Source organism: Pseudomonas sp. Ost2 (assembly GCF_018326065.1).
Lineage (GTDB): Bacteria > Pseudomonadota > Gammaproteobacteria > Pseudomonadales > Pseudomonadaceae > Aquipseudomonas > Aquipseudomonas gingeri.
In genome coordinates this window covers 4,428,074-4,446,539 of the sequence record NZ_AP021904.1, presented here as the reverse complement: position 1 = coordinate 4,446,539, position 18,466 = coordinate 4,428,074, and the positions used below count along the sequence as shown (strand labels likewise).

The 18,466-nt window shown below is 63.8% G+C and carries 22 protein-coding genes; 10 read left to right on the top strand and 12 right to left on the bottom strand.

Features of this window, described 5'->3' with window-relative positions; genetic code table 11:
* Positions 1-2 precede the first annotated feature (2 nt).
* From KI243_RS19550 to KI243_RS19525, 6 genes are all read right to left on the bottom strand, one after another.
* Positions 3-2,636, bottom strand: coding sequence for a glucosidase (locus KI243_RS19550; protein WP_212809775.1), 2,634 nt, complete (start codon positions 2,634-2,636; stop codon positions 3-5).
* 39 nt (positions 2,637-2,675) lie between these two features.
* The gene (locus KI243_RS19545) at positions 2,676-3,695 is read right to left on the bottom strand and encodes a DNA topoisomerase IB (protein ID WP_212809774.1); all 1,020 of its coding nucleotides are present in this window, start codon (positions 3,693-3,695) and stop codon (positions 2,676-2,678) included.
* Between the two features lie 74 nt (positions 3,696-3,769).
* Positions 3,770-4,858, bottom strand: a complete 1,089-nt coding sequence (gene modC, locus KI243_RS19540; RefSeq protein ID WP_212809773.1) for a molybdenum ABC transporter ATP-binding protein — start codon at positions 4,856-4,858, stop codon at positions 3,770-3,772.
* A 3-nt stretch (positions 4,859-4,861) separates the two neighbouring features.
* On the bottom strand, positions 4,862-5,542 hold the full coding sequence (modB, locus tag KI243_RS19535; RefSeq protein ID WP_017125182.1) for a molybdate ABC transporter permease subunit: 681 nt from the start codon (positions 5,540-5,542) through the stop codon (positions 4,862-4,864).
* 1 nt (position 5,543) lies between these two features.
* Positions 5,544-6,311 carry a molybdate ABC transporter substrate-binding protein gene (modA, locus tag KI243_RS19530; protein ID WP_244861750.1) on the bottom strand — a complete coding sequence of 256 codons (768 nt, stop codon included), beginning with the start codon at positions 6,309-6,311 and terminating at the stop codon, positions 5,544-5,546.
* A gap of 240 nt (positions 6,312-6,551) precedes the next feature.
* Positions 6,552-7,616: a nitronate monooxygenase family protein gene (locus KI243_RS19525; protein WP_177087824.1), complete on the bottom strand. Its 1,065-nt coding sequence runs from the start codon at positions 7,614-7,616 to the stop codon at positions 6,552-6,554.
* A 202-nt stretch (positions 7,617-7,818) separates the two neighbouring features.
* Here KI243_RS19525 and KI243_RS19520 point away from each other — a divergent pair, with 202 nt between their 5' ends.
* Genes KI243_RS19520 through KI243_RS19510 form a run of 3 tightly spaced genes read left to right on the top strand, consistent with a single transcriptional unit; the run spans position 7,819 to position 10,011 of the window.
* Positions 7,819-8,277: a GyrI-like domain-containing protein gene (locus tag KI243_RS19520; protein ID WP_177087826.1), complete on the top strand. Its 459-nt coding sequence runs from the start codon at positions 7,819-7,821 to the stop codon at positions 8,275-8,277.
* A 57-nt stretch (positions 8,278-8,334) separates the two neighbouring features.
* Positions 8,335-8,970: a TetR/AcrR family transcriptional regulator gene (locus KI243_RS19515; protein ID WP_042934964.1), complete on the top strand. Its 636-nt coding sequence runs from the start codon at positions 8,335-8,337 to the stop codon at positions 8,968-8,970.
* A gap of 57 nt (positions 8,971-9,027) precedes the next feature.
* Positions 9,028-10,011 carry an MDR family oxidoreductase gene (locus tag KI243_RS19510; RefSeq protein WP_177087828.1) on the top strand — a complete coding sequence of 328 codons (984 nt, stop codon included), beginning with the start codon at positions 9,028-9,030 and terminating at the stop codon, positions 10,009-10,011.
* Positions 10,012-10,086: 75 nt separating this feature from the next.
* On the opposite strand, the gene alkB is transcribed toward KI243_RS19510, so the two are convergent.
* From alkB to KI243_RS19495, 3 genes are read right to left on the bottom strand one after another with little or no spacing between them, the layout of a single operon-like run.
* Positions 10,087-10,743: a DNA oxidative demethylase AlkB gene (gene alkB, locus KI243_RS19505; RefSeq protein WP_212809772.1), complete on the bottom strand. Its 657-nt coding sequence runs from the start codon at positions 10,741-10,743 to the stop codon at positions 10,087-10,089.
* 28 nt (positions 10,744-10,771) lie between these two features.
* A complete protein-coding gene (locus KI243_RS19500) occupies positions 10,772-10,936 on the bottom strand; it encodes a hypothetical protein (RefSeq protein ID WP_017125188.1) in 165 nt (54 codons plus the stop codon).
* A gap of 41 nt (positions 10,937-10,977) precedes the next feature.
* Positions 10,978-11,283 carry a DUF1883 domain-containing protein gene (locus tag KI243_RS19495; RefSeq protein ID WP_017125189.1) on the bottom strand — a complete coding sequence of 102 codons (306 nt, stop codon included), beginning with the start codon at positions 11,281-11,283 and terminating at the stop codon, positions 10,978-10,980.
* Between the two features lie 223 nt (positions 11,284-11,506).
* Here KI243_RS19495 and KI243_RS19490 point away from each other — a divergent pair, with 223 nt between their 5' ends.
* Positions 11,507-11,863, top strand: coding sequence for a hypothetical protein (locus KI243_RS19490; RefSeq protein ID WP_017125190.1), 357 nt, complete (start codon positions 11,507-11,509; stop codon positions 11,861-11,863).
* 33 nt (positions 11,864-11,896) lie between these two features.
* On the opposite strand, the gene KI243_RS19485 is transcribed toward KI243_RS19490, so the two are convergent.
* Both KI243_RS19485 and KI243_RS19480 read right to left on the bottom strand, forming a co-directional pair.
* The gene (locus KI243_RS19485; RefSeq protein ID WP_017125191.1) at positions 11,897-12,178 is read right to left on the bottom strand and encodes a hypothetical protein; all 282 of its coding nucleotides are present in this window, start codon (positions 12,176-12,178) and stop codon (positions 11,897-11,899) included.
* A gap of 12 nt (positions 12,179-12,190) precedes the next feature.
* Entirely contained in the window at positions 12,191-12,373 is a 183-nt protein-coding gene (locus KI243_RS19480) for a hypothetical protein (protein ID WP_017125192.1), read from the bottom strand.
* Positions 12,374-12,654: 281 nt separating this feature from the next.
* Between KI243_RS19480 and galU the strand changes: the two genes are divergently transcribed.
* The 6 genes from galU to KI243_RS19450 all read left to right on the top strand — a co-directional run bounded on the left by galU (position 12,655) and on the right by KI243_RS19450 (position 17,620).
* Positions 12,655-13,494: a UTP--glucose-1-phosphate uridylyltransferase GalU gene (gene galU, locus KI243_RS19475; RefSeq protein ID WP_042934967.1), complete on the top strand. Its 840-nt coding sequence runs from the start codon at positions 12,655-12,657 to the stop codon at positions 13,492-13,494.
* 186 nt (positions 13,495-13,680) lie between these two features.
* Complete coding sequence (gene gorA / locus KI243_RS19470) at positions 13,681-15,039, top strand: glutathione-disulfide reductase (RefSeq protein ID WP_017125194.1); 1,359 nt, start codon at positions 13,681-13,683, stop codon at positions 15,037-15,039.
* Positions 15,040-15,041: 2 nt separating this feature from the next.
* A complete protein-coding gene (locus tag KI243_RS19465) occupies positions 15,042-15,809 on the top strand; it encodes a helix-turn-helix transcriptional regulator (RefSeq protein ID WP_017125195.1) in 768 nt (255 codons plus the stop codon).
* Positions 15,810-15,913: 104 nt separating this feature from the next.
* Entirely contained in the window at positions 15,914-16,087 is a 174-nt protein-coding gene (locus KI243_RS19460; protein WP_017125196.1) for a DUF1427 family protein, read from the top strand.
* 34 nt (positions 16,088-16,121) lie between these two features.
* Positions 16,122-17,081, top strand: a complete 960-nt coding sequence (locus tag KI243_RS19455) for a zinc-binding alcohol dehydrogenase family protein (RefSeq protein ID WP_103032636.1) — start codon at positions 16,122-16,124, stop codon at positions 17,079-17,081.
* 80 nt (positions 17,082-17,161) lie between these two features.
* Entirely contained in the window at positions 17,162-17,620 is a 459-nt protein-coding gene (locus tag KI243_RS19450; protein WP_017125197.1) for a DUF2214 family protein, read from the top strand.
* 120 nt (positions 17,621-17,740) lie between these two features.
* Here KI243_RS19450 and KI243_RS19445 read toward each other — a convergent pair whose 3' ends face one another.
* A complete protein-coding gene (locus tag KI243_RS19445; RefSeq protein ID WP_177087838.1) occupies positions 17,741-18,286 on the bottom strand; it encodes a DUF4946 domain-containing protein in 546 nt (181 codons plus the stop codon).
* Positions 18,287-18,466 lie beyond the last annotated feature (180 nt).

The window sequence follows — 18,466 nt, the reverse complement described above, 5'->3', positions numbered from 1 at the left end:
GCTCAGTCGCGCGGTTGCAGCAGCAAGGCCACCAGCGCGCTCCAGCCGGTCTGATGGGAGGCGCCCAGGCCACGCCCGGTGTCGCCATGGAAATACTCATGGAACAGCAGCAGATCGCGGCTAGCCGGATCGGCCTGCAACTGCGGGTAGGCCGCCATCGCCGGGCGCTGGCCGTCTTCGCCGCGCAGGAACAGCGAGGTCAGGCGTCGGCCGAGGCCGTCGGCGACTTCGTCCAGCGACGATAAATAGCCGGAACCGCTGGGATATTCCACTGAAAAATGATCGTCGTAGTAGCGATGGAACTCGCGCAGCGATTCGATCAGCAGGTAGTTGATCGGCATCCACAACGGCCCGCGCCAGTTGGAGTTGCCGCCGTACAGGCGCGAGTCGGATTCCGCCGGCTGGTAGCGGGCGCAGAGGGCCTTGCCGTCGAGTTGCATCGCCAGTGGTTGTTCGGCAAACGCCCGGGACAGCGAGCGGATGCCGAAGTCGGAGAGAAACTCGGCCTCATCGAGCATGCGCTTGAGCAGGTTCTTGGTGCGTTCGCCGCGCAGCAAGGCCAGTAGCAGGCGATTGCCGTCTCCGGGTTCGTTCCAGCGCGAGACCAGCGCCGCCAGGTCCGGCCGGTGGTGCATGAAACCCAGCAGCCGTTCGCGCAGGCCGGGCAGGTCCTGATGTTCACGCTGCTCCAGCACCAGCACGGCGAACAGGGGCATCAGCCCGACGATGGAGCGCAGGCGCACCGGTTCGCTGTGGCCGTCGGGGTGTTGCAGCACGTCGTAGAAGAATTCGTCCTGGCTGTCCCACAGTCCCTCGGCGCCGTCGTCGACCCGGTTGATCGCCCCGGCGATATAGAGAAAGTGCTCGAAGAATTTCACCCCGATATCCACGTACACCGGGTTGCGCCTGGCCAGTTCCAGGGCGATGCGCATCATGTCCAGGGCATAGGCGGCGACCCAGGCCGTACCGTCGGCCTGGTCGAGGGTATAGCCCGGCGGGATATCGTCGGAGCGGTTGAACAGGGCGATATTGTCCAGCCCGAGGAAACCGCCCTGGAACAGGTTGCGGCCCTCGGCGTCCTTGCGGTTGACCCACCAGGAGAAGTTCAGCAGCAGCTTGTGGAAGATCCGTTCGAGGAAGTCCATGTCGCCGCTGCCGGTCAGCTGCTTTTCCCGCTGGTAGACCCGCCATGACGCCCAGGCATTCACCGGCGGATTGGCGTCGTCGAAGCGCCACTCGTAGGCGGGCAGCTGGCCGTTGGGGTGCATGAAGCGATCCTTGACCAGGAGCAGCAGCTGGTGCTTGGCGAAGCCCGGATCGATCAGGGCGAAGGCCACCGCCTGGAAGCCCAGGTCCCAGGAGGCGTACCAGGGGTATTCCCATTTGTCCGGCATGGACACGATGTCGAAGTTCGACAGGTGCCGCCAATGGCTGTTGCGAATCTGCGGGCGCCCGGCCGGTGGTCGCGGCTGGGCCGGGTCGCCGTCGAGCCACTGGTTGACGTCGAAGTAATACAGTTGCTTGGACCACAGCAGGCCGGCCAGGGCCTGGCGCTGGACATTGCGCGCATCGGCATCGGCCAGGCCGTGCTGCAGGGCGGCATAGAAGTCATCCGTTTCCTCGCGGCGCTGCTCGAACAGGCGGCGGACATTGATTTTTTCCGCCGCGGGCGGAGCGAAGCGCAGGTAGACCGTGCGGGTTTCGCCCCCTTGCAGCTCTAGGGAGAAGTGCGCCGCCACCCGCGTTCCGCTGTCACGGCGAATGCTTTGGGCACCGTTGACCACATGATCGTTGATGCCATCCTTGAAGGGCCCGGCGGCCTGCGAGCCGTTCAGGCGACGGGTGTTGGTCTCGTTCTCGCAGAACAGCCATTCGAAAGGCGCGTCGCCCCAGGCACTGGCCTGCATAGGATCGCAGCCGGCGTGCTGGGCGCTGATCTGGTCATCCAGCAGGGTCAGGCTAGGCCGTCGGGCATGGAGACTCCAGCTCCAGTCATTGCGCGCCCACAGCTGCGGCAGCACGCGCAGGCGCGCGGGCTGGTGAAAGCGGTTCTGCACGCTGACGCGCATGACGATATCGTTCGTGCCGTGCTTGGCGTACTCCACCGTGATATCGAAATAGCGGTTGTCCTCGAAGACCCCGGTATCGAGCAGCTCGTATTCGGCATCGTCGAGGCCCCGGCGGGCGTTCTCCCTGACCAGGTCGTCATAGGGAAAGGCCGCCTGCGGGTATTTGTAGAGCATGCGCATGTAGGCATGGCTGGGTACGCCGTCGAGGTAGAAGTACAGTTCCTTGACGTCTTCGCCGTGGTTGCCTTCGGCGTTGTTCAGGCCGAACAGGCGCTCCTTGAGAATCGGGTCGCGTTCGTTCCAGAGCGCCAGGCCGAGGCACCAGTGCTGGGATTTGTCGGAGAATCCCGCGAGGCCATCCTCGCCCCAGCGATAGGCGCGACTGCGGGCATGGTCGTGGGGGAAATAGGCCCAGGCGTCGCCGTCGGCGCTGTAGTCCTCGCGGACCGTGCCCCACTGCCGTTCACTCAGGTAGGGGCCCCATTCGCGCCAGTCGGCGGCGTTTTCGCCCCTCAGGCGCTGGCCTTCAATCGTGTCGAGAAGCGTCGCAGCAGGTTTGGCCGTCATCGGGTCTTCCGTCGTTGTGGTGGGCTGCTCTTCACTGTTCTACGGCTGGCGTTGCAGGAACATCGCCAGGCCGGCTTCCTCCAGGTTCAGGTCCTTGCGCACCCGGGGGCGGGGCAGTTTCGCCAGGTCGCCGAGGACGAACGCTTCAAGGACGGCAGGATGGATATAGCACTTGCGGCAGACGGCGGGGGTATTGCCCAACTGCCTGGCGACATTTTTCACCATCTCGACGATCTGTTTTTTCGCCTCGGCTTCCGGTTCCCAGCACAACTCGCGCAAGACCGCCAGGGCCAGGGCGCTGCCGGCCCAGGTGCGAAAGTCCTTGGCAGTGAACTCGGCGCCGGTCAGTTCATGCAGGTAGGCGTTCACGTCCGATGAACTGACCGTGTGGCGTTCGCCGTGTTCATCCAGGTACTGGAACAGGTTTTGTCCGGGCAGTTCCAGGCAGCGCTTGAGTACGTTGGCCAGGCGCCGGTCCTTGAGTGTCACCTGGTGCTCGACGCCGCTCTTGCCGCGAAACTGGAAGACCATGGCGCTGCCGTTGATTTCCACGTGCCGGCTGCGCAGGGTGGTCAGGCCGTAGGAGCGGTTCTCCCGGGCGTAGCGGGTATTGCCGATGCGGATCAGCGTGGCGTCGAGCAGGCCGATCACCGTGGCCATGACCTTGTCCCGGGTGAATCCCGGTCTCGCGAGGGAGGCTTGCAGTTGCCGGCGCAACTTGGGCAGGGCGTTGCCGAACGCCAGCAGTCGCGCGTATTTGTCCTGGTCGCGGATTTCCCGCCAGCGCGGGTGATAGCGGTACTGCTTGCGACCCCTGGCATCCCGGCCGGTGGCTTGCAGATGGCCCCGCGGATCGGCGCAGATCCACACGTCGGTGTAGGCCGGCGGCACGGCCAGGGCATCGAGGCGCTTGATCTCCTGGCTGTCGCGAATGCGTTGGCCATCGGCGCCGAAGTAGGCGAACCGGCCCCGCCAGGGTTTGCGGCGAATACCCGGCAGGGTGTCGTCGACATAATGCAGGTCGGGCGGCAGGTCGACAGGCGTCGGTACATCAGTCATGGCAGGGAGTCCTTGGCGCGAAGTCAGGCCGCTATGACTGATTGACCACCGCCTGGCCCGGAGGTGCCTTCAATTCAGGCCAGGACCGCCACAGCCTTGATCTGCGCCCACAGTTGCTGACCGGCCTGCAGCTGCAACTGGTCCCGGGAAAACCGGGTGATCCGTGCCAGCAGCGGGGTTCCGCCAGCCTCCAGCCTGACCAGCACATGGGCACTGTTGTCCGCGGGAGTCTCGCCGGTGACCGTCACCGGCAGTCGATTGAGGATACTGCTGTGTTCTTCCGCCTGCCGGCTGAGGCTGACATCCCGCGCCTGGACCTTGAAACGCAAAGGCTTGCCGACGGCCAGGGGCGCATGGGCGACCCGCATGGTCAGCAGGCTGCCGGGCAACTGCAGGGTGACCAGTTGGTAATGCATGTCATAGGCACTGACCTGGCCTTCGATCACCACGCCGGCATCATCGCCGAGGGCCAGGGGCAGGTCGAGCCGCGCGAGGGTTTCGCCGATGGGGCCGCTGGCCAGGGCCTTGCCGTCGCCGAGCAGGACGATATGGTCGGCCAGGCGCGCCACTTCGTCCTGGGAATGACTGACGTAGAGCACCGGGATATCCAGTTCGTCATGCAGGCGTTCGAGGTACGGCAGGATCTCGCCCTTGCGCTTGCTGTCGAGGGCCGCCAGGGGTTCGTCCATCAGCAGCAGTTGCGGACTGGTGAGTAGCGCCCGGGCGATGCCGACACGCTGGCGTTCGCCGCCGGACAGGTGCTGCGGGTGGCGCTCCAGCAGGTGGGTGATGCCCAGCAATTCGCTGGCATGGGCCATGTCCACCCGGCGTTGGGCCCGGGGAATGCGCCGCAGGCCGAACTCCAGGTTCGCCAGCACCGAGAGATGCGGGAACAGGCTGGCTTCCTGGAACACGTAGCCCAGGGCGCGTTTGTGTGGCGGGACGAAATGCTGCCGGCTGCTGTCCTGCCAGACTTCGCCGTTGACCTGGATAAACGCCTGCAGGGCCTTTTCCAGGCCGGCGATGCAGCGCAGGCAGGTGGTCTTGCCCGAGCCGGAATGACCGTACAGCGCGGTCACGCCGCGGCCGGGCAGGTCCAGGTCGAGGTCCAGGGCGAAGCCCGTGTAGTTCAGTTGCAGGTTGACCTTGATCGAGGATGCCATGGCTCAGCTCCAGCCCATCTTGGTCTTGCGGCTCGAATACAGCGCCAGCAACACGATAAAGGAAAACACCAGCATGGCGCCGGCCAGCCAGTGGGCCTGGAGGTATTCCATGGCCTCGACGTGGTCGTAGATCTGCACCGAGACCACGCGGGTCTTGTGCGGGATATTGCCGCCGATCATCAAGACCACGCCGAACTCGCCGACGGTGTGGGCGAAACCGAGGATCGCGGCGGTGATGAAGCCCGGTCGTGCCAGGGGCAGGACCACGCTGAAGAATGTGTCCCAGGGATTGGCGCGCAGGGTTGCGGCCACTTCCAGAGGGCGGGTGCCGATGGCACTGAAAGCGTTTTGCAGCGGTTGCACCACAAAGGGCATCGAGTAGATCACCGAGCCGATCACCAGCCCGGTGAAACTGAAGGTCAGGGTACCCAGCCCGATGGACTGGGTGAACTGGCCGATAAAACCGTGGGGGCCGAAGGCCAGCAGCAGGTAGAAACCGATCACCGTCGGTGGCAGCACCAGCGGCAGGGCCACTACCGCGCCGATCGGCCCGCGCAGCCAGGAGCGGGTGCGCGCCAGCCATAACGCGATCGGCGTGCCGATCACCAGCAGGATCGCCGTGGTCAGGGTGGCCAGTTGCAGGGTCAGCCAGATCGCGGCGAAGTCGGCACTCGTCAGCGGCATGTCAGAGCTGGTAACCGTAGGACTTGATGATGGCCGCGGCTTTCGGACCTTTCAGGTAGTCGACCAGCGCCTTGGCGGCGGCATTGTCCTTGCCCTTGGTCAGGATCACCGCGTCCTGCTTGATGGCTTCGTGCATGTCGGCCGGGACGATCCATGCCGAACCGCTGGTGACCTTGCCGTCCTTGTAGATCTGCGACAGTGCGACAAAGCCCAGCTCGGCATTGCCGGTGGAGATGAACTGATAGGCCTGGGTGATGTTCTGGCCGGTGACCAGTTTGTCCTTGACCTTGTCGGTCAGGCCCAGCCTGGCCAGGACCTGGGTGGCGGCCAGGCCGTAGGGCGCGGCTTTCGGATCGGCGATGGACAGGTGCTGGTACTGGTTGTCCTTGAGCACCTGGCCCTTGGCATCGACGTAGCCGTCCTTGGCCGACCACAGCGCCAGGGTGCCGACGGCATAGGTGAAGCGCGAGCCGGCAACGATATCGCCTTCTTTTTCCAGCTTGGCCGGGGTGGTGTCGTCGGCGGCGAGGAACACTTCGAACGGCGCGCCGTTCTTGATCTGGGTGTAGAACTGGCCGGTGGCACCGTAGGCGGCGACCAGCTTGTGGCCGGTGTCTTTCTCGAAGTCGGCGGCAATCGCCTGGATCGGTGCGGTGAAGTTGGCGGCGACGGCCACCTGGACTTCAGCGGCCTGGGCCGAGGCGAAGGTGAAGAGGCCGAGCAGGGCGGCCAGGCAAGTCGGGGCAAAACGTGAGGCACGAGTGATCATGAAGCGGCTCCGTTCAAACGTTGGGGACAGGCACAGGCGCCGCTTGTTATAGGAAGTGTGCGGCGCTGAGAGGGGTGAATCGCTATATAAACAAATATATAGCGATTTCATGGCGCTGGCGAGAGTCCCCCCTTTCTTGAAAACGTCAGGTCCATTGCTGGAGCCGGCTTGCTGGCGATGCGACCGGCCAGTCGACAACCGTTGTCTGGAAACGCCATCGCCTTCTACAGGGGGAGACGATCAGCGCCCTTTCAAGAGCGCCTGGGCCTGTTCCGCCAACTGCCGGGTCAATGCCTCCGCTGGTAACTCCACGCCCAGGCGCAGGGCCTGGCCCGACCACAGGTTGCTGAAGTCCGCCTCGCCCTTGGCCCGCAGCGGCATCAGCGCGCCGCCGGCGAGGGGGAACGCCGGGGCCATGTCGCTGATCGGTCCCAGGTCGCGCATCACCCGGTTCATGATGCCGCGCGCCGGGCGGCCGGTGAACAGGTTGGTCAGGGCCGTCTCGCTGTCCTTCGCCGTACGCAGGGCCTGGTGATGGGAGGCCGAGACCTTGGCCTCGGGGGTGAACAGATAGGCCGTGCCCAGTTGCACTGCCGAGGCTCCGAGCATGAAGGCCGCGGCGATGCCACGGCCGTCGCCGATACCGCCGGCGGCAATCACCGGCACCTTCACCGCATCGGCGATCTGTGGCACCAGGGCGACGGTGCCGACCTGGGTGTTGAGGTCGTTGCTGAGGAAGATGCCGCGATGGCCGCCGGCTTCGTTGCCCATGGCGATGATCGCGTGGCAGCCGCGTTCTTCCAGCCAGCGCGCCTCGTCCACGGTGGTGGCGCAACCGATAATCGTCGCCCCGGTGGCTTTCACCCGATCGAGCAGGGCCTCGGGCGGCAGGCCGAAGTGGAAGCTGACGATCTCCGGACGTAGCTCTTCCACCAGTTGGCAGCTGGTTTCATCGAAGGGCGCGCGGCTGGAAACCGGTGTCGGTGCATTGAAGTCGACACCCAGCTCGCGGTAGTAGGGCGCCAGGCGTTCCTTCCAGCGTTTCTCACGCTCCGGGTCGGCGGCAGGTGGCTGGTGGCAGAAGAAGTTGACGTTCAACGGGGCCTGGATCGCCGCGCGAAAGGCCTGCACCTCCTGGCGGATCTGCTCCGGGGTCAGCATCGCGCAAGGCAGCGAGGCAAGGCCGCCGGCCCTGGCCACGCCCAGCATCATCGCGGCCGTGGTGGCTCCGGCCAGGGGCCCCTGGATGATCGGTAGCTGGATGCCGAACAGGTCTAGAATGCGGGTGTCAGGCCAGGTGCTCATGGCGGCTTTTCTCCGGGGCAGATAAAAGGATAACGACGAGAACAGGGCTGGTTTGTATCAGGAATGATGCGCGCAAGGCCAGTCATGATCTGTCCGGGCAGGCAAAAAGAGTGATTTGCGATGACGCTCGCGACAGAATCCGCCTAAAGTTGTCGTCGTTCAAAAATCGCCGTTCAAAAAACCGCCCAGGAGCATGATGCAGATGGATGTGAAACGCGTGGAAGTGGCTGCTTTCCAGGTGTCCGGCCCGCAGGTCCGGACCCGCAACGAGGACGAGCGGTACGCTGAGACGGCAAGGATCGGTGGGTTGTGGGGCGGTTTCTTCGCCGAAGGACTGGCCGAGCGTATCGCCAACCGCCAGCCGGATTCACCGGTGTATGGCGTCTACTCCGGCTACGAGTCGGATGCCAGCGGCTATTTCGATGTGACCGCCGCGGTCGCGGTGACGACGCCGGCCCCGGGGTATCCGACCCTTGAGGTGCAGGCCGGCCCCTATCTGGTTTTCGAAGGCCGGGGCGCCATGCCGCAGACGGTCATCGACACCTGGGGGCGGATCTGGTCCTACTTCGAGCAGCATCCCGGACAACGTCGCTTCGCTACGGATTTCGAGGTTTATACCGGGCCGGACAGCGTTGCGGTGTATATCGGGATCGTCGAGTGAGCCGACCTGCGCCTTTAGTCGCATGTATTTTATAGCCGATCGGTCTATATTGTGCCCATGACCTCGATAACTGCCGCACCGCGCAAGCCTGGCCGTCCGCCGAAAATCCCCCGGGAGCAATTGCAGACCCGCGAGATGCTGGTGCGTTGCGGCACCGAAATCCTCACCGAACAGGGTTTCATGGCCACCGGTATCGACGTCGTGCTCAAGCGGGTAGGGGTGCCCAAGGGCTCGTTCTACCACTACTTCGACAGCAAGGAAGCGTTCGGCCAGGCGGTGCTCGCCAACTACGCCGAGTACTTTGCCCGCAAGCTCGACCGCTGGCTGCTGGATACGTCACTGCCACCCTTGCAACGCCTGCGCGGCTTTGTCGACGAAGCCAAGGCCGGCATGGCGCGGCACGGGTTTCGGCGCGGTTGCCTGGTGGGCAATCTGGGCCAGGAAGTGACGCTGCTGCCGGACAGCTATCGCGAGCAACTGGACGCGGTGCTGCGCAGTTGGGAGCTGCGCCTGTCGCACTGCCTGCAGGCGGCGCAGGACGCGGGTGAACTGGCCCGCGACGCCGACTGCGCGGCCCTGGCGAATTTTTTCTGGATCGGTTGGGAGGGCGCGGTATTGCGCGCCCGGCTGGTGCGCAGCGAGGCACCCTTGGAAACCTTTATGCAGGGCTTTGCACGCTGCCTGGCGCATTGATTTTCCGGGGCTTTTTTTCGGCTATTTCTAGACGATCGGTCTAAATTGGAGGCAAGCATGTTCAGTGGCATCTTGATCGAAAAGGACGAAGACGGTTATCGGGCCAACCTGGCCTCCCTCAGCGATGAACAATTGCCGGAAGGCGATGTGACGATACGGGTTGCCTACAGCACCCTGAACTTCAAGGACGGCCTGGCGATCACCGGCGCAAGCCCGGTGGTGCGGCGCTTCCCGATGGTGCCGGGCATCGACCTGGTGGGCACGGTAGAGCACAGCAGCCATGCCGATTATCAGGCCGGCGACGCGGTGTTGCTCAATGGCTGGGGTGTCGGCGAGGGGCATTGGGGTGGACTGGCGCAGAAAGCCCGGCTCAACGGTGACTGGCTGATTCCATTGCCCCAGGGGTTCACGGCGGCACAAACCATGGCCATCGGCACGGCAGGTTTTACCGCGATGCTCAGCATCCTGGCGCTGGAGCGCAATGGCCTGACGCCGGACCAGGGCGAGGTGCTGGTGACCGGGGCCAACGGTGGCGTGGGCAGTTTCGCCGTGGCCTTGCTGGCGCGCCTGGGGTATCGGGTGCTGGCATCCACCGGGCGCACCAGCGAGCACGCCTATCTGAAGCAGCTGGGCGCCGCCGAGATCATCGACCGCGAGACGCTGTCGCAACCGGGCAAGCCGTTGGCGAAAGAGCGCTGGGTCGCGGCCATCGACTCCGTGGGCAGTCACACCCTGGCCAATGTCTGCGCCGCTACCCGGGCCAATGGCACGGTGGCTGCCTGCGGCCTGGCCCAGGGCATGGATTTCCCGGCCTCGGTGGCACCGTTCATCCTGCGTGGGGTGACGTTGGCCGGGATCAACAGCGTGACCCAGCCCAAGGCGCAGCGAATCGTCGCCTGGGATCGCCTGGCGAGGGACCTTGATCGCGAGCAGTTGGCGCTGATCAGCCAGGAAATCAGCCTGGGCGAGGCGCTGGAAGTGGCTCCACGATTGCTCGCCGGGCAGGTCAGGGGGCGGGTGGTCGTCGACGTCAACCGCTAGGGGCGACGAAAACGCTCTGCGCGATGATCATGCCGCGTTGTAAGCAGTCTCGTCGACTCACCGCTCGGCGAGTTTTCAGCCGGCCATGCGCAATGTGAAGTTGATGCGCTCGGCACCCAGTTGCGGATGCCGGCCGTCCTTGATCGGCAGCACGCCGTGAAAACGCAGGCGGTCGACGCCGCCCCAGACCACCACATCGCCGTGGAACAGCGGAACGCGCAAGGTCTTGTCGCTGCGCTCGTGGCCGCCGAACAGGAACATCGCCGGCAAACCCAGCGAGATGGAAACCACCGGGGCGCTGAAGTTCTGTTCGTTGCGGTCCTGATGCAGGGACATCTTCGCTCCCGGCACATAGCGGTTGATCAGGCAGGCATCGGGGATGAAGTGGGCAAAGCCGGCCCTCTGCGCGGCGTCGACCGCCAGCTGGCGGAATACGTCCGGCATGGCCGGCCAGGGGCGGCCGGTTTGCGGGTCGACGGCGCTGTAGCGGTAGCCGCTGCGGTCGGTGGTCCAGCCCCAGGTGCCGCAACTGCTCAGGCTGGCGGACATGGTGAAACCGCCGGGGGTGACCATCTGCCGGAACGGCGCTTCAAGCAGCACCTGTTGCAGGGCCGGGAGCAGACGCTCGACCCAGGGCAGGGCGAAGCCGCGCAGCACCCACGACTGTTCGCCGATCCGCTCGTTGCGCTCGGGTTGCTGCAGATCGTCGGCGGCAAACAGATCGAGGTTCATGGGCTGTCTCGTCAGACCCGTCGCGCGCTTACAGGGCCTTGCTGACTTTCACATCGGTGATGCTATCGTCGACTTTGCCATGAATGGCTTCCAACGCGGCGCGGGCTTCGGCCTCGGTGCCGTTTTCCAGTTGCGCGAAGTCGAAACGGCGTTCACCGTCGAGTTTGTATTTGATGACGTATTTGGTAGTCACGGTCATTCCAGTAACGAGAGAAGGTGGGCGTGTGCGCTGAATTAACGCAATTTCGAGCTGGAGCGGCGGATAATGCGGATCGAATGCGTCAGGTTCGGCTTGCGGGTGACGCTGATGGCGCGCTTGGTGACGACCGTGTCCAGGGTGATGTTCCAGAAACCGGTGCTCGGTACGGTGATCTTGGCCGGGAAGGTATCGAAGGCGCCGCCGTGGTAGGTGTGGCGACCGCCATTCTTGAAGCTGCGGAAGTTGGCGTCGTTCATCAGGCGGATGTTGCAGGTCTGGGAGCAGTCGATCACGACGATGTCGTCTTCGTTGAGGTGCTCGCGCTGGTGGATGAATTTCATGGGCGCCTCCAGAAGGCTTTTTCTACAAAATCAAAAAGATAGCATGTGGCAGAGCGGGGATAACGGCTACGATGGAGTTGTTCTCCGGGCAGACTGACAAGTTTGACGGATTACACGGCCTTGTCGCCATAGATGATCGATTTAATTCAGGTGCTTTTAATTCACGTCCCAGGGAGAAAAATCCCGCGGATGCTGTCCGAGCGTCTTTATCGGAGGTTTTTTCATGAAGTGGGGCGTTTGGGTCGCGGTCTTGGCGTTGAGTGGTTGTGCGAGTGTAAAGGACATCCAGCAGACACCACCGACGCTGAATGTGATTTCGGGCAAGAAGCCCAATGAGTATGCCCAGTGCGTGGACACGATCCTGATCAAGAGCCGGGGCCCCTCGTTGCTGACGCCGCACAAGAACGGGATCAAGATGGTAGTGCGCGATCGCCTGTCGACCTCGCCGGCGGCGCTGCTGGATATCGAGGAGCGCTCCAACGGCAGCAGCATCAAGCTCTACGAGAGCATGTCGAACAACCCGTTGCGCTCCAGCGCGGTGCTCGATGCGGCGACCCGCTGCATTTCCGGTCAGCCCTGAGGCCGGCGCCAGCCGGACCCCGGCCGGCCTGCTTCACTTGCAGACCACCACCACGGTGCGGCTCTTGAAATTGCCGACATCCACGCCCAGGGTCTTGTCGCTTTCGGCGGGCTGCGGCGTGCCGTCCGTGCCGACGATGGTGTAGCCGGTCCCGGCACAGGAGGCGTCGGCCTTCTCGTAGCACTTGGCCCAGGACATGGCCTCGCCCGAACAGTCGATCGCCAGGCCCTGCCGGCCGTTGTCCAGGTAAGTCTTGGATGCCGTGGCGCAGCCGCCCAGGGCCAGTACCGCAATCAGTGTCAGAAGTCGCTTCATGTCGTTCAGCCTTCAGTTGCCACGACGCTTGGTGGCGGGGGCAGGTGTGTCCTGGAAAACCGAGGCCACTTCAATGGCCAGTGCTTCGGTCGGGAACGGCCCTGCAATGTTCTCGCCATCGACGCCGGCGACCCACCACTGTCCGTCCTTTGCCTGGTTGATCAGGTAACCGTTCACGTTTTTTGCTGCCGACATCGATCTGTCTCGCTGGGGGTGATGGAAGGCCGGAATCATAGCGCAGATCAAGGCGCAAACCGGCATCAGCAGCTAGAATTGCTGCCTTGGAGCGTGCGTGGAAGTGTTCCGCAGTCGCCGCGGTTACCGGGCGTCGTACTATTTGCAAGTCTTGCGGAACTATCAGCGCCAGTTTTTCTCTATGTTGGCGTCAGTATGCTATCAGCGGGGCATTGTAAGGTGACCGCCGCCTGATTAGACTGCGCCGAAACTCGTACACACCGCCCTTTTTAAGGACTTATATGATCAAGAAATGCTTGTTCCCAGCAGCCGGTTACGGTACTCGCTTCCTGCCAGCGACTAAAGCCATGCCTAAAGAAATGCTGCCGGTGGTGAACAAGCCACTGATCCAGTACGGCGTCGAGGAAGCGCTGGACGCTGGCTTGAACGAGATCTCGATCGTCACCGGCCGCGGCAAGCGCGCGCTGGAAGACCATTTCGACATCAGCTACGAGTTGGAAAACCAGATCAAGGGCACCGACAAGGAAAAATACCTGGTCGGTATCCGCCGCCTGTTGGACGAGTGTTCGTTCTCCTACACCCGCCAGACCGAAATGAAGGGCCTGGGCCATGCGATCCTGACCGGCCGTCCGCTGATCGGCGACGAGCCGTTCGCCGTGGTCCTGGCGGACGACCTGTGCGTCAACCTCGAAGGCGACGGCGTGCTCAAGCAGATGGTCAAGCTGTACAAGCAGTACCGCTGCACCATCGTCGCGATCATGGAAGTCGATCCGCAGGAAACCAGCAAGTACGGTGTGATCGCCGGCGACCTGATCGGTGACGACCTGTACCGCGTACGCAACATGGTCGAGAAACCAAAACCGGAAGATGCACCGTCGAACCTGGCGATCATCGGTCGCTACATCATGACCCCGGACATCTTCACCCTGATCGAGCAGACCGAGCCGGGCAAGGGCGGCGAGATCCAGATCACCGACGCCCTGATGAAACAGGCCCAGGACGGTTGCGTGATTGCCTACAAGTTCAAGGGCAAGCGTTTCGACTGCGGTGGCGCTGAAGGCTACATCGAGGCCACCAACTTCTGCTTCGAACACTTCTACAAGACCGGCAAGGCTTACTAAGCCAGGCGGTTTCTCGATCGCTCCCACGCTCCAGCGTCGGAACGATCAGGAAGCCAGCGCTGCTTCTCCAGTAGTAAAGAAAAGCCACCTCCGGGTGGCTTTTTCATTTGGGCGCCCTTATGTAGTGTCCAGCGCTGACCCAAAGGGCTACAGCGGTTATGCTGTGTGCCTGCCGAGGAGATAGATATGGCCTACGATTTTGATCTGTTTGTAATTGGCGCCGGTTCCGGCGGTGTGCGTGCGGCGCGGTTTGCCGCCGGTTTCGGGGCGAAGGTGGCGGTGGTCGAAAGCCGCTACCTGGGCGGGACCTGTGTCAACGTCGGCTGCGTGCCGAAGAAGTTGCTGGTGTACGGTTCGCACTTCGCCGAAGACTTCGAACACGCGCAAGGCTTCGGCTGGTCCCTGGGCGAGGCGAACTTCGACTGGGCGACCCTGATTGCCAACAAGGACAAGGAAATCAACCGCCTCAACGGCATCTATCGCAACCTGCTGGCCAACAGCGGCGTTACCTTGCTGGAAGGTCATGGCAAGTTGGTCGACCCGCACCAGGTCGAGGTCAACGGCCAGCACTACAGCGCCAGGCATATCCTGATCGCCACCGGCGGCTGGCCACAGATCCCCGAGATTCCGGGGCATGAACATGCCATCGGCTCCAATGAGGCGTTTTTCCTCAAGGAACTGCCCAAGCGCATCCTGGTGGTCGGCGGCGGTTATATTGCCGTCGAGTTCGCCGGCATTTTCAATGGCCTCGGCGCCGACACCCAACTGCTGTATCGCGGCGACCTGTTCCTGCGCGGCTTCGATGGCGCGGTGCGCAGGCACCTGGCCGAAGAACTCAGCAAGCGCGGCCTGGGCCTGCAGTTCAATGCCGATATCGAGCGTATCGACAAGCTGGCCGACGGCAGCCTGAAAGCCACCCTCAAGGATGGCCGCGAGCTGGAAGCCGATTGCATTTTCTACGCCACCGGCCGACGCCCGATGCTGGACAACCTGGGCCTGGAAAACACCGGGGTGAAGCTGGACAAGAACGGCTTTATCCAGGTCGACGAGCTATACCAGACCAGCGAACCGTCGATCCTCGCCCTCGGCGATGTGATCGGGCGCGTGCAACTGACGCCGGTGGCCCTTGCCGAAGGCATGGCGGTGGCCCGGCGCCTGTTCAAGCCCGAGCAGTATCGTCCGGTCGACTACAACCTGATTCCGACCGCTGTGTTCAGCCAGCCGAATATCGGCACGGTCGGCCTGAGCGAGGAACAGGCGCGGGAGCAGGGCCATGAGGTGCAGATCTTCGAAAGCCGGTTCCGGCCGATGAAGCTGACCATGACCGAAGACCAGGAACGCACCCTGATGAAGCTGGTGGTGGATGCCCGCACCGACAAGGTCCTGGGCTGCCATATGGTCGGCCCCGACGCCGGTGAAATCATCCAGGGCCTGGCCATCGCACTGAAGGCCGGCGCCACCAAGCAGCACTTCGACGAAACCATCGGCGTCCATCCGACGGCGGCCGAAGAGTTCGTCACCATGCGTACGCCTGTCGCCAGCTGATCATGGCCCTGGCCGCGCCGCCCGATCTCACCGACACCGGTCGGCCCGTGCAGCCCCTGGCACGGACCTACCCGCGGGGCTTGTACATCGAGCCCCACGAACATGTCTGGGGGCAATTGCTGTATGCGATGTCCGGGGTCATGTGGGTCGAGACGCCCCACGAAGCCCTGGTGGTCCCGCCGCAGCGGGCGGTGTGGTTGCCGCCCGGTGTCGCCCACGGTATCCGGGTGGTGTCGGATCTGCAGATGCGCAATATCTACCTGCGTCCGGCCCTGGCCGAAACCCTGGAAAGCACGGTCCAGGTGATCGAGGTCGGTGGTTTGCTGCGCGAGCTGATCGTCCGGCTGGTGGAGCAGACCGATGACCCGCAGGGCGAATACTATGAGGCGCTGGTCAACCTGGCGTTGCTGGAGCTCAAGCGGGCACGGCGTTCCCTGCTGAAAATCCCCATGCCCTCCGACACCGACCGGCGCCTGATGAGTCTTTGCCAGGCGGTGATGGGCGCGCCGTCACTGGCGATTTCCTTCGATCAGCATGCCGAACAGGCCGGCGCCAGCGTGCGCACCCTGGCGCGCCTGTTCCAGGCGGAGCTGGGCATGGGCTTTGCCGAGTGGCGACGCCAGGTGCAACTGGCGACGGCGGTGGCGGAGTTGATCCAGGGCGCGCCGGTCAGCCGTATCGCCCGCTCGCTGGGTTACTCGCCCAGCAGTTTCAGCGACATGTTCCGCCGCGCCCTCGGCATCGCCCCGTCGCATTATCCGGTGGGCTGACGCGGCCGCCGCGATTTTGGCCGATATCCAGAAGCCCTTGACCGGCAGCCGTGGTTTGTCGGCCATAGACTGCGGGCATTCCTTTATCGAGCGCGGAGTTCGTCATGAGCTACCTGATTTCCCTCGCCATCGGCATTGTTGTCGGGCTGCTTTACGGCGGGCTCGATTTCCGTTCCCCGGCGCCACCCGCCGTGGCCCTGGTCGGTTTGCTGGGCATGCAACTGGGCGAAAAGGCCTGGCCCCTCGGCAAGCAACTGGTGGCTGGCTGGTTGTCCTGAAGAATCCCTTGTTCCCTGTCTGGATGCGTACCTTATGAAAGCCCTGCAATTTTCGAAGACCGGCGACCTTTCGGCGCTGCAACTGGTCGACCTGCCGATGCCCGTGCCTGCTGCCGGAGAAGTCCTGGTGCAGATCAAGGCGGCCGGCCTGAACCCCAGCGATGTGAAAAACGTCCTGGGACGCTTCGCCTACACCACCTTGCCCCGGGTGCCCGGACGTGACTTCGCCGGCGTGGTGGTCGAGGGCCCGCAGGCGCTGCTCGGCCAGGAAGTCTGGGGCACCGGCAAGGAGCTGGGTTTTACCGGCGACGGTTCCCATGCGCAGTACCTGACCCTGCCGGCCAGGGGCGTGGCACTCAAGCCGAGCCACTTGAGTTTTGTCCAGGCTGCCAGTCTCGGTGTGCCGTACACCACCGCCTGGGATGCCCTGGAGCGCAGCCTGGTGAAGGCCGGTACACGCCTGCTGGTGATCGGCGCCAATGGCGCGGTCGGCAGCGCGGCGATGGCCCTGGCGAAGATCCGTGGTGCCCATGCGCTGGGCGCGGTGCGGCGTCCGGAGCAGGTCAAGGCGCTGCAGGACAAGGGCTTCGAAGCCATTCAACTGGATCAGCCGGAAGCCTTGGCGGCGGCGGTCAACGGCGTGTTCCCCGGCGGTGCCGAGGTGATCTTCGACACCACCGGTTTCTGGCTGCCGGCGGCGGTCGGCGCGCTGGCGCCTTTCGGGCGGATCGCGATCATCGCCGCGCCGGTCGACGGCCATGTGCAACTGCCGGCCCTGGCCCTGTATCGCAAGGGCGGTTCGGTGGTCGGTATCAACTCCTTGCTCTATGGCACCGAGGCCTGTGCGCGGATGCTCGAACAATTCGGACGGTTCTTCGACGAAGGCCTGCTGGAGCTGCCATCGGACCTGCGGGAATCGCCGCTGGCCGAGGGCCCGGCGCGCTATGCCGAGGTCAACCAGGGCAGCGGCGACAAGGTGATCCTGCTGCCTTGAGGGCCTGATCCGGGCGGGAGCTTGCGCAAAGATCGGCGGTTTGAGCTACAACTGTCTTGCTCATTCAAGGAGACGATCCGATGTTTGCTCACTGGTCCCTGGCAGCGCTGCACCTTCTGGCCTTCGGTATCGCCCTGGCGGCGGTGTTCGGCCGTGGCGGGGCCTTGCGCCGCCTCACCGGCAGCACCCCGGCGGAACTGCGCCAGGTGTTCATCTGGGACAATCTCTGGGGCATCAGTGCCGGCATCCTGCTGGTCACCGGTGGCCTGCGGGCGTTCGGCGGTTTCGAGAAGGGAAGCGACTACTACCTGCACCAGCCGCTGTTCCATCTCAAGCTGACGCTGTTCGTGATTGTCCTGCTGTTGGAACTGGCGCCGATGATCAGTCTGATCAAATGGCGGATCGCGCAGAAGAGGGGCACGGCCATCGATATCGGCCGGGCCCGCTTGTTCGCACGCATCAGCCATATCGAAGCCCTGTTGATCATGCTGATCGTGATTGCCGCCAGCGGCATGGCCCGCGGATTCCTCGCGGGTTGACCGGGGCCCTTGTGTAGCAGCGAGCCAACTCGCGAAAGCGCTTCTTCCAGCACCGCAGGATTTGTCCGGATGGCCGCCTTCGGCGGTTCGCGGGCAAGCCCGGCTCCCACAAGAGGTGACTCAGGGTTGCAGGTGCAGGCTGGCGCGGATACCGTTGACCACCGGTTCCACGGTCTTGTAGCCGTCCGCCGAGCCGGCGTAGAGCAGGGAATAGGCCTTGCCGTCGTGGGCCGCGGCCACCAGGGTCTGGGTCATCACATGTCCACCGTTCTGGGTGATGGTACAGGTGGTTTCCACCGCCGCCAGGCCACCCAGGGTGCTGTCGTGAATGCGATTGCACACGCTCATGAAACCGCGCTCGACGAAATTCTTCTGCACCGCCTTGCGCATCTCCAGCAACACGCCGGGGAGGTTGACCTCATGGCCGGGGTTGAGCGCCGACTGGGTCAGCTCCATGACCATCATCGGGTCGCCATTGGGATCGTTCTTCACCGCGCGCTGGCGCAGTCCGCTGACGACTTCGCCCGCGGCGTTCTGCGCTGGCGGCAGGGTCTGGACTTCCCAGTCGCCGGGCCAGGTGATCATCAGGTCGTCAGCCAGGGCTGAGGAGCCACCCAGCAGCAGGAAGAGGGCGGTGAAACAGGCACGGCGTTGCACAGGGGTCATGGGAAGGCACTGACAGGAAGGCTGGGATCAATTGTTACAGTGTATCAATAGATCAGGCCGATTTGCCGATTCTTCTGCGCTTTTACCCAAGGCCGTTCCCGGATCGCGGCTCTGAGCGTTCGTTTTCGACAAAGGCTGGCTTTGCCAACCCTCGCTGTTTTCCCGGATCGGGCCCCTCGA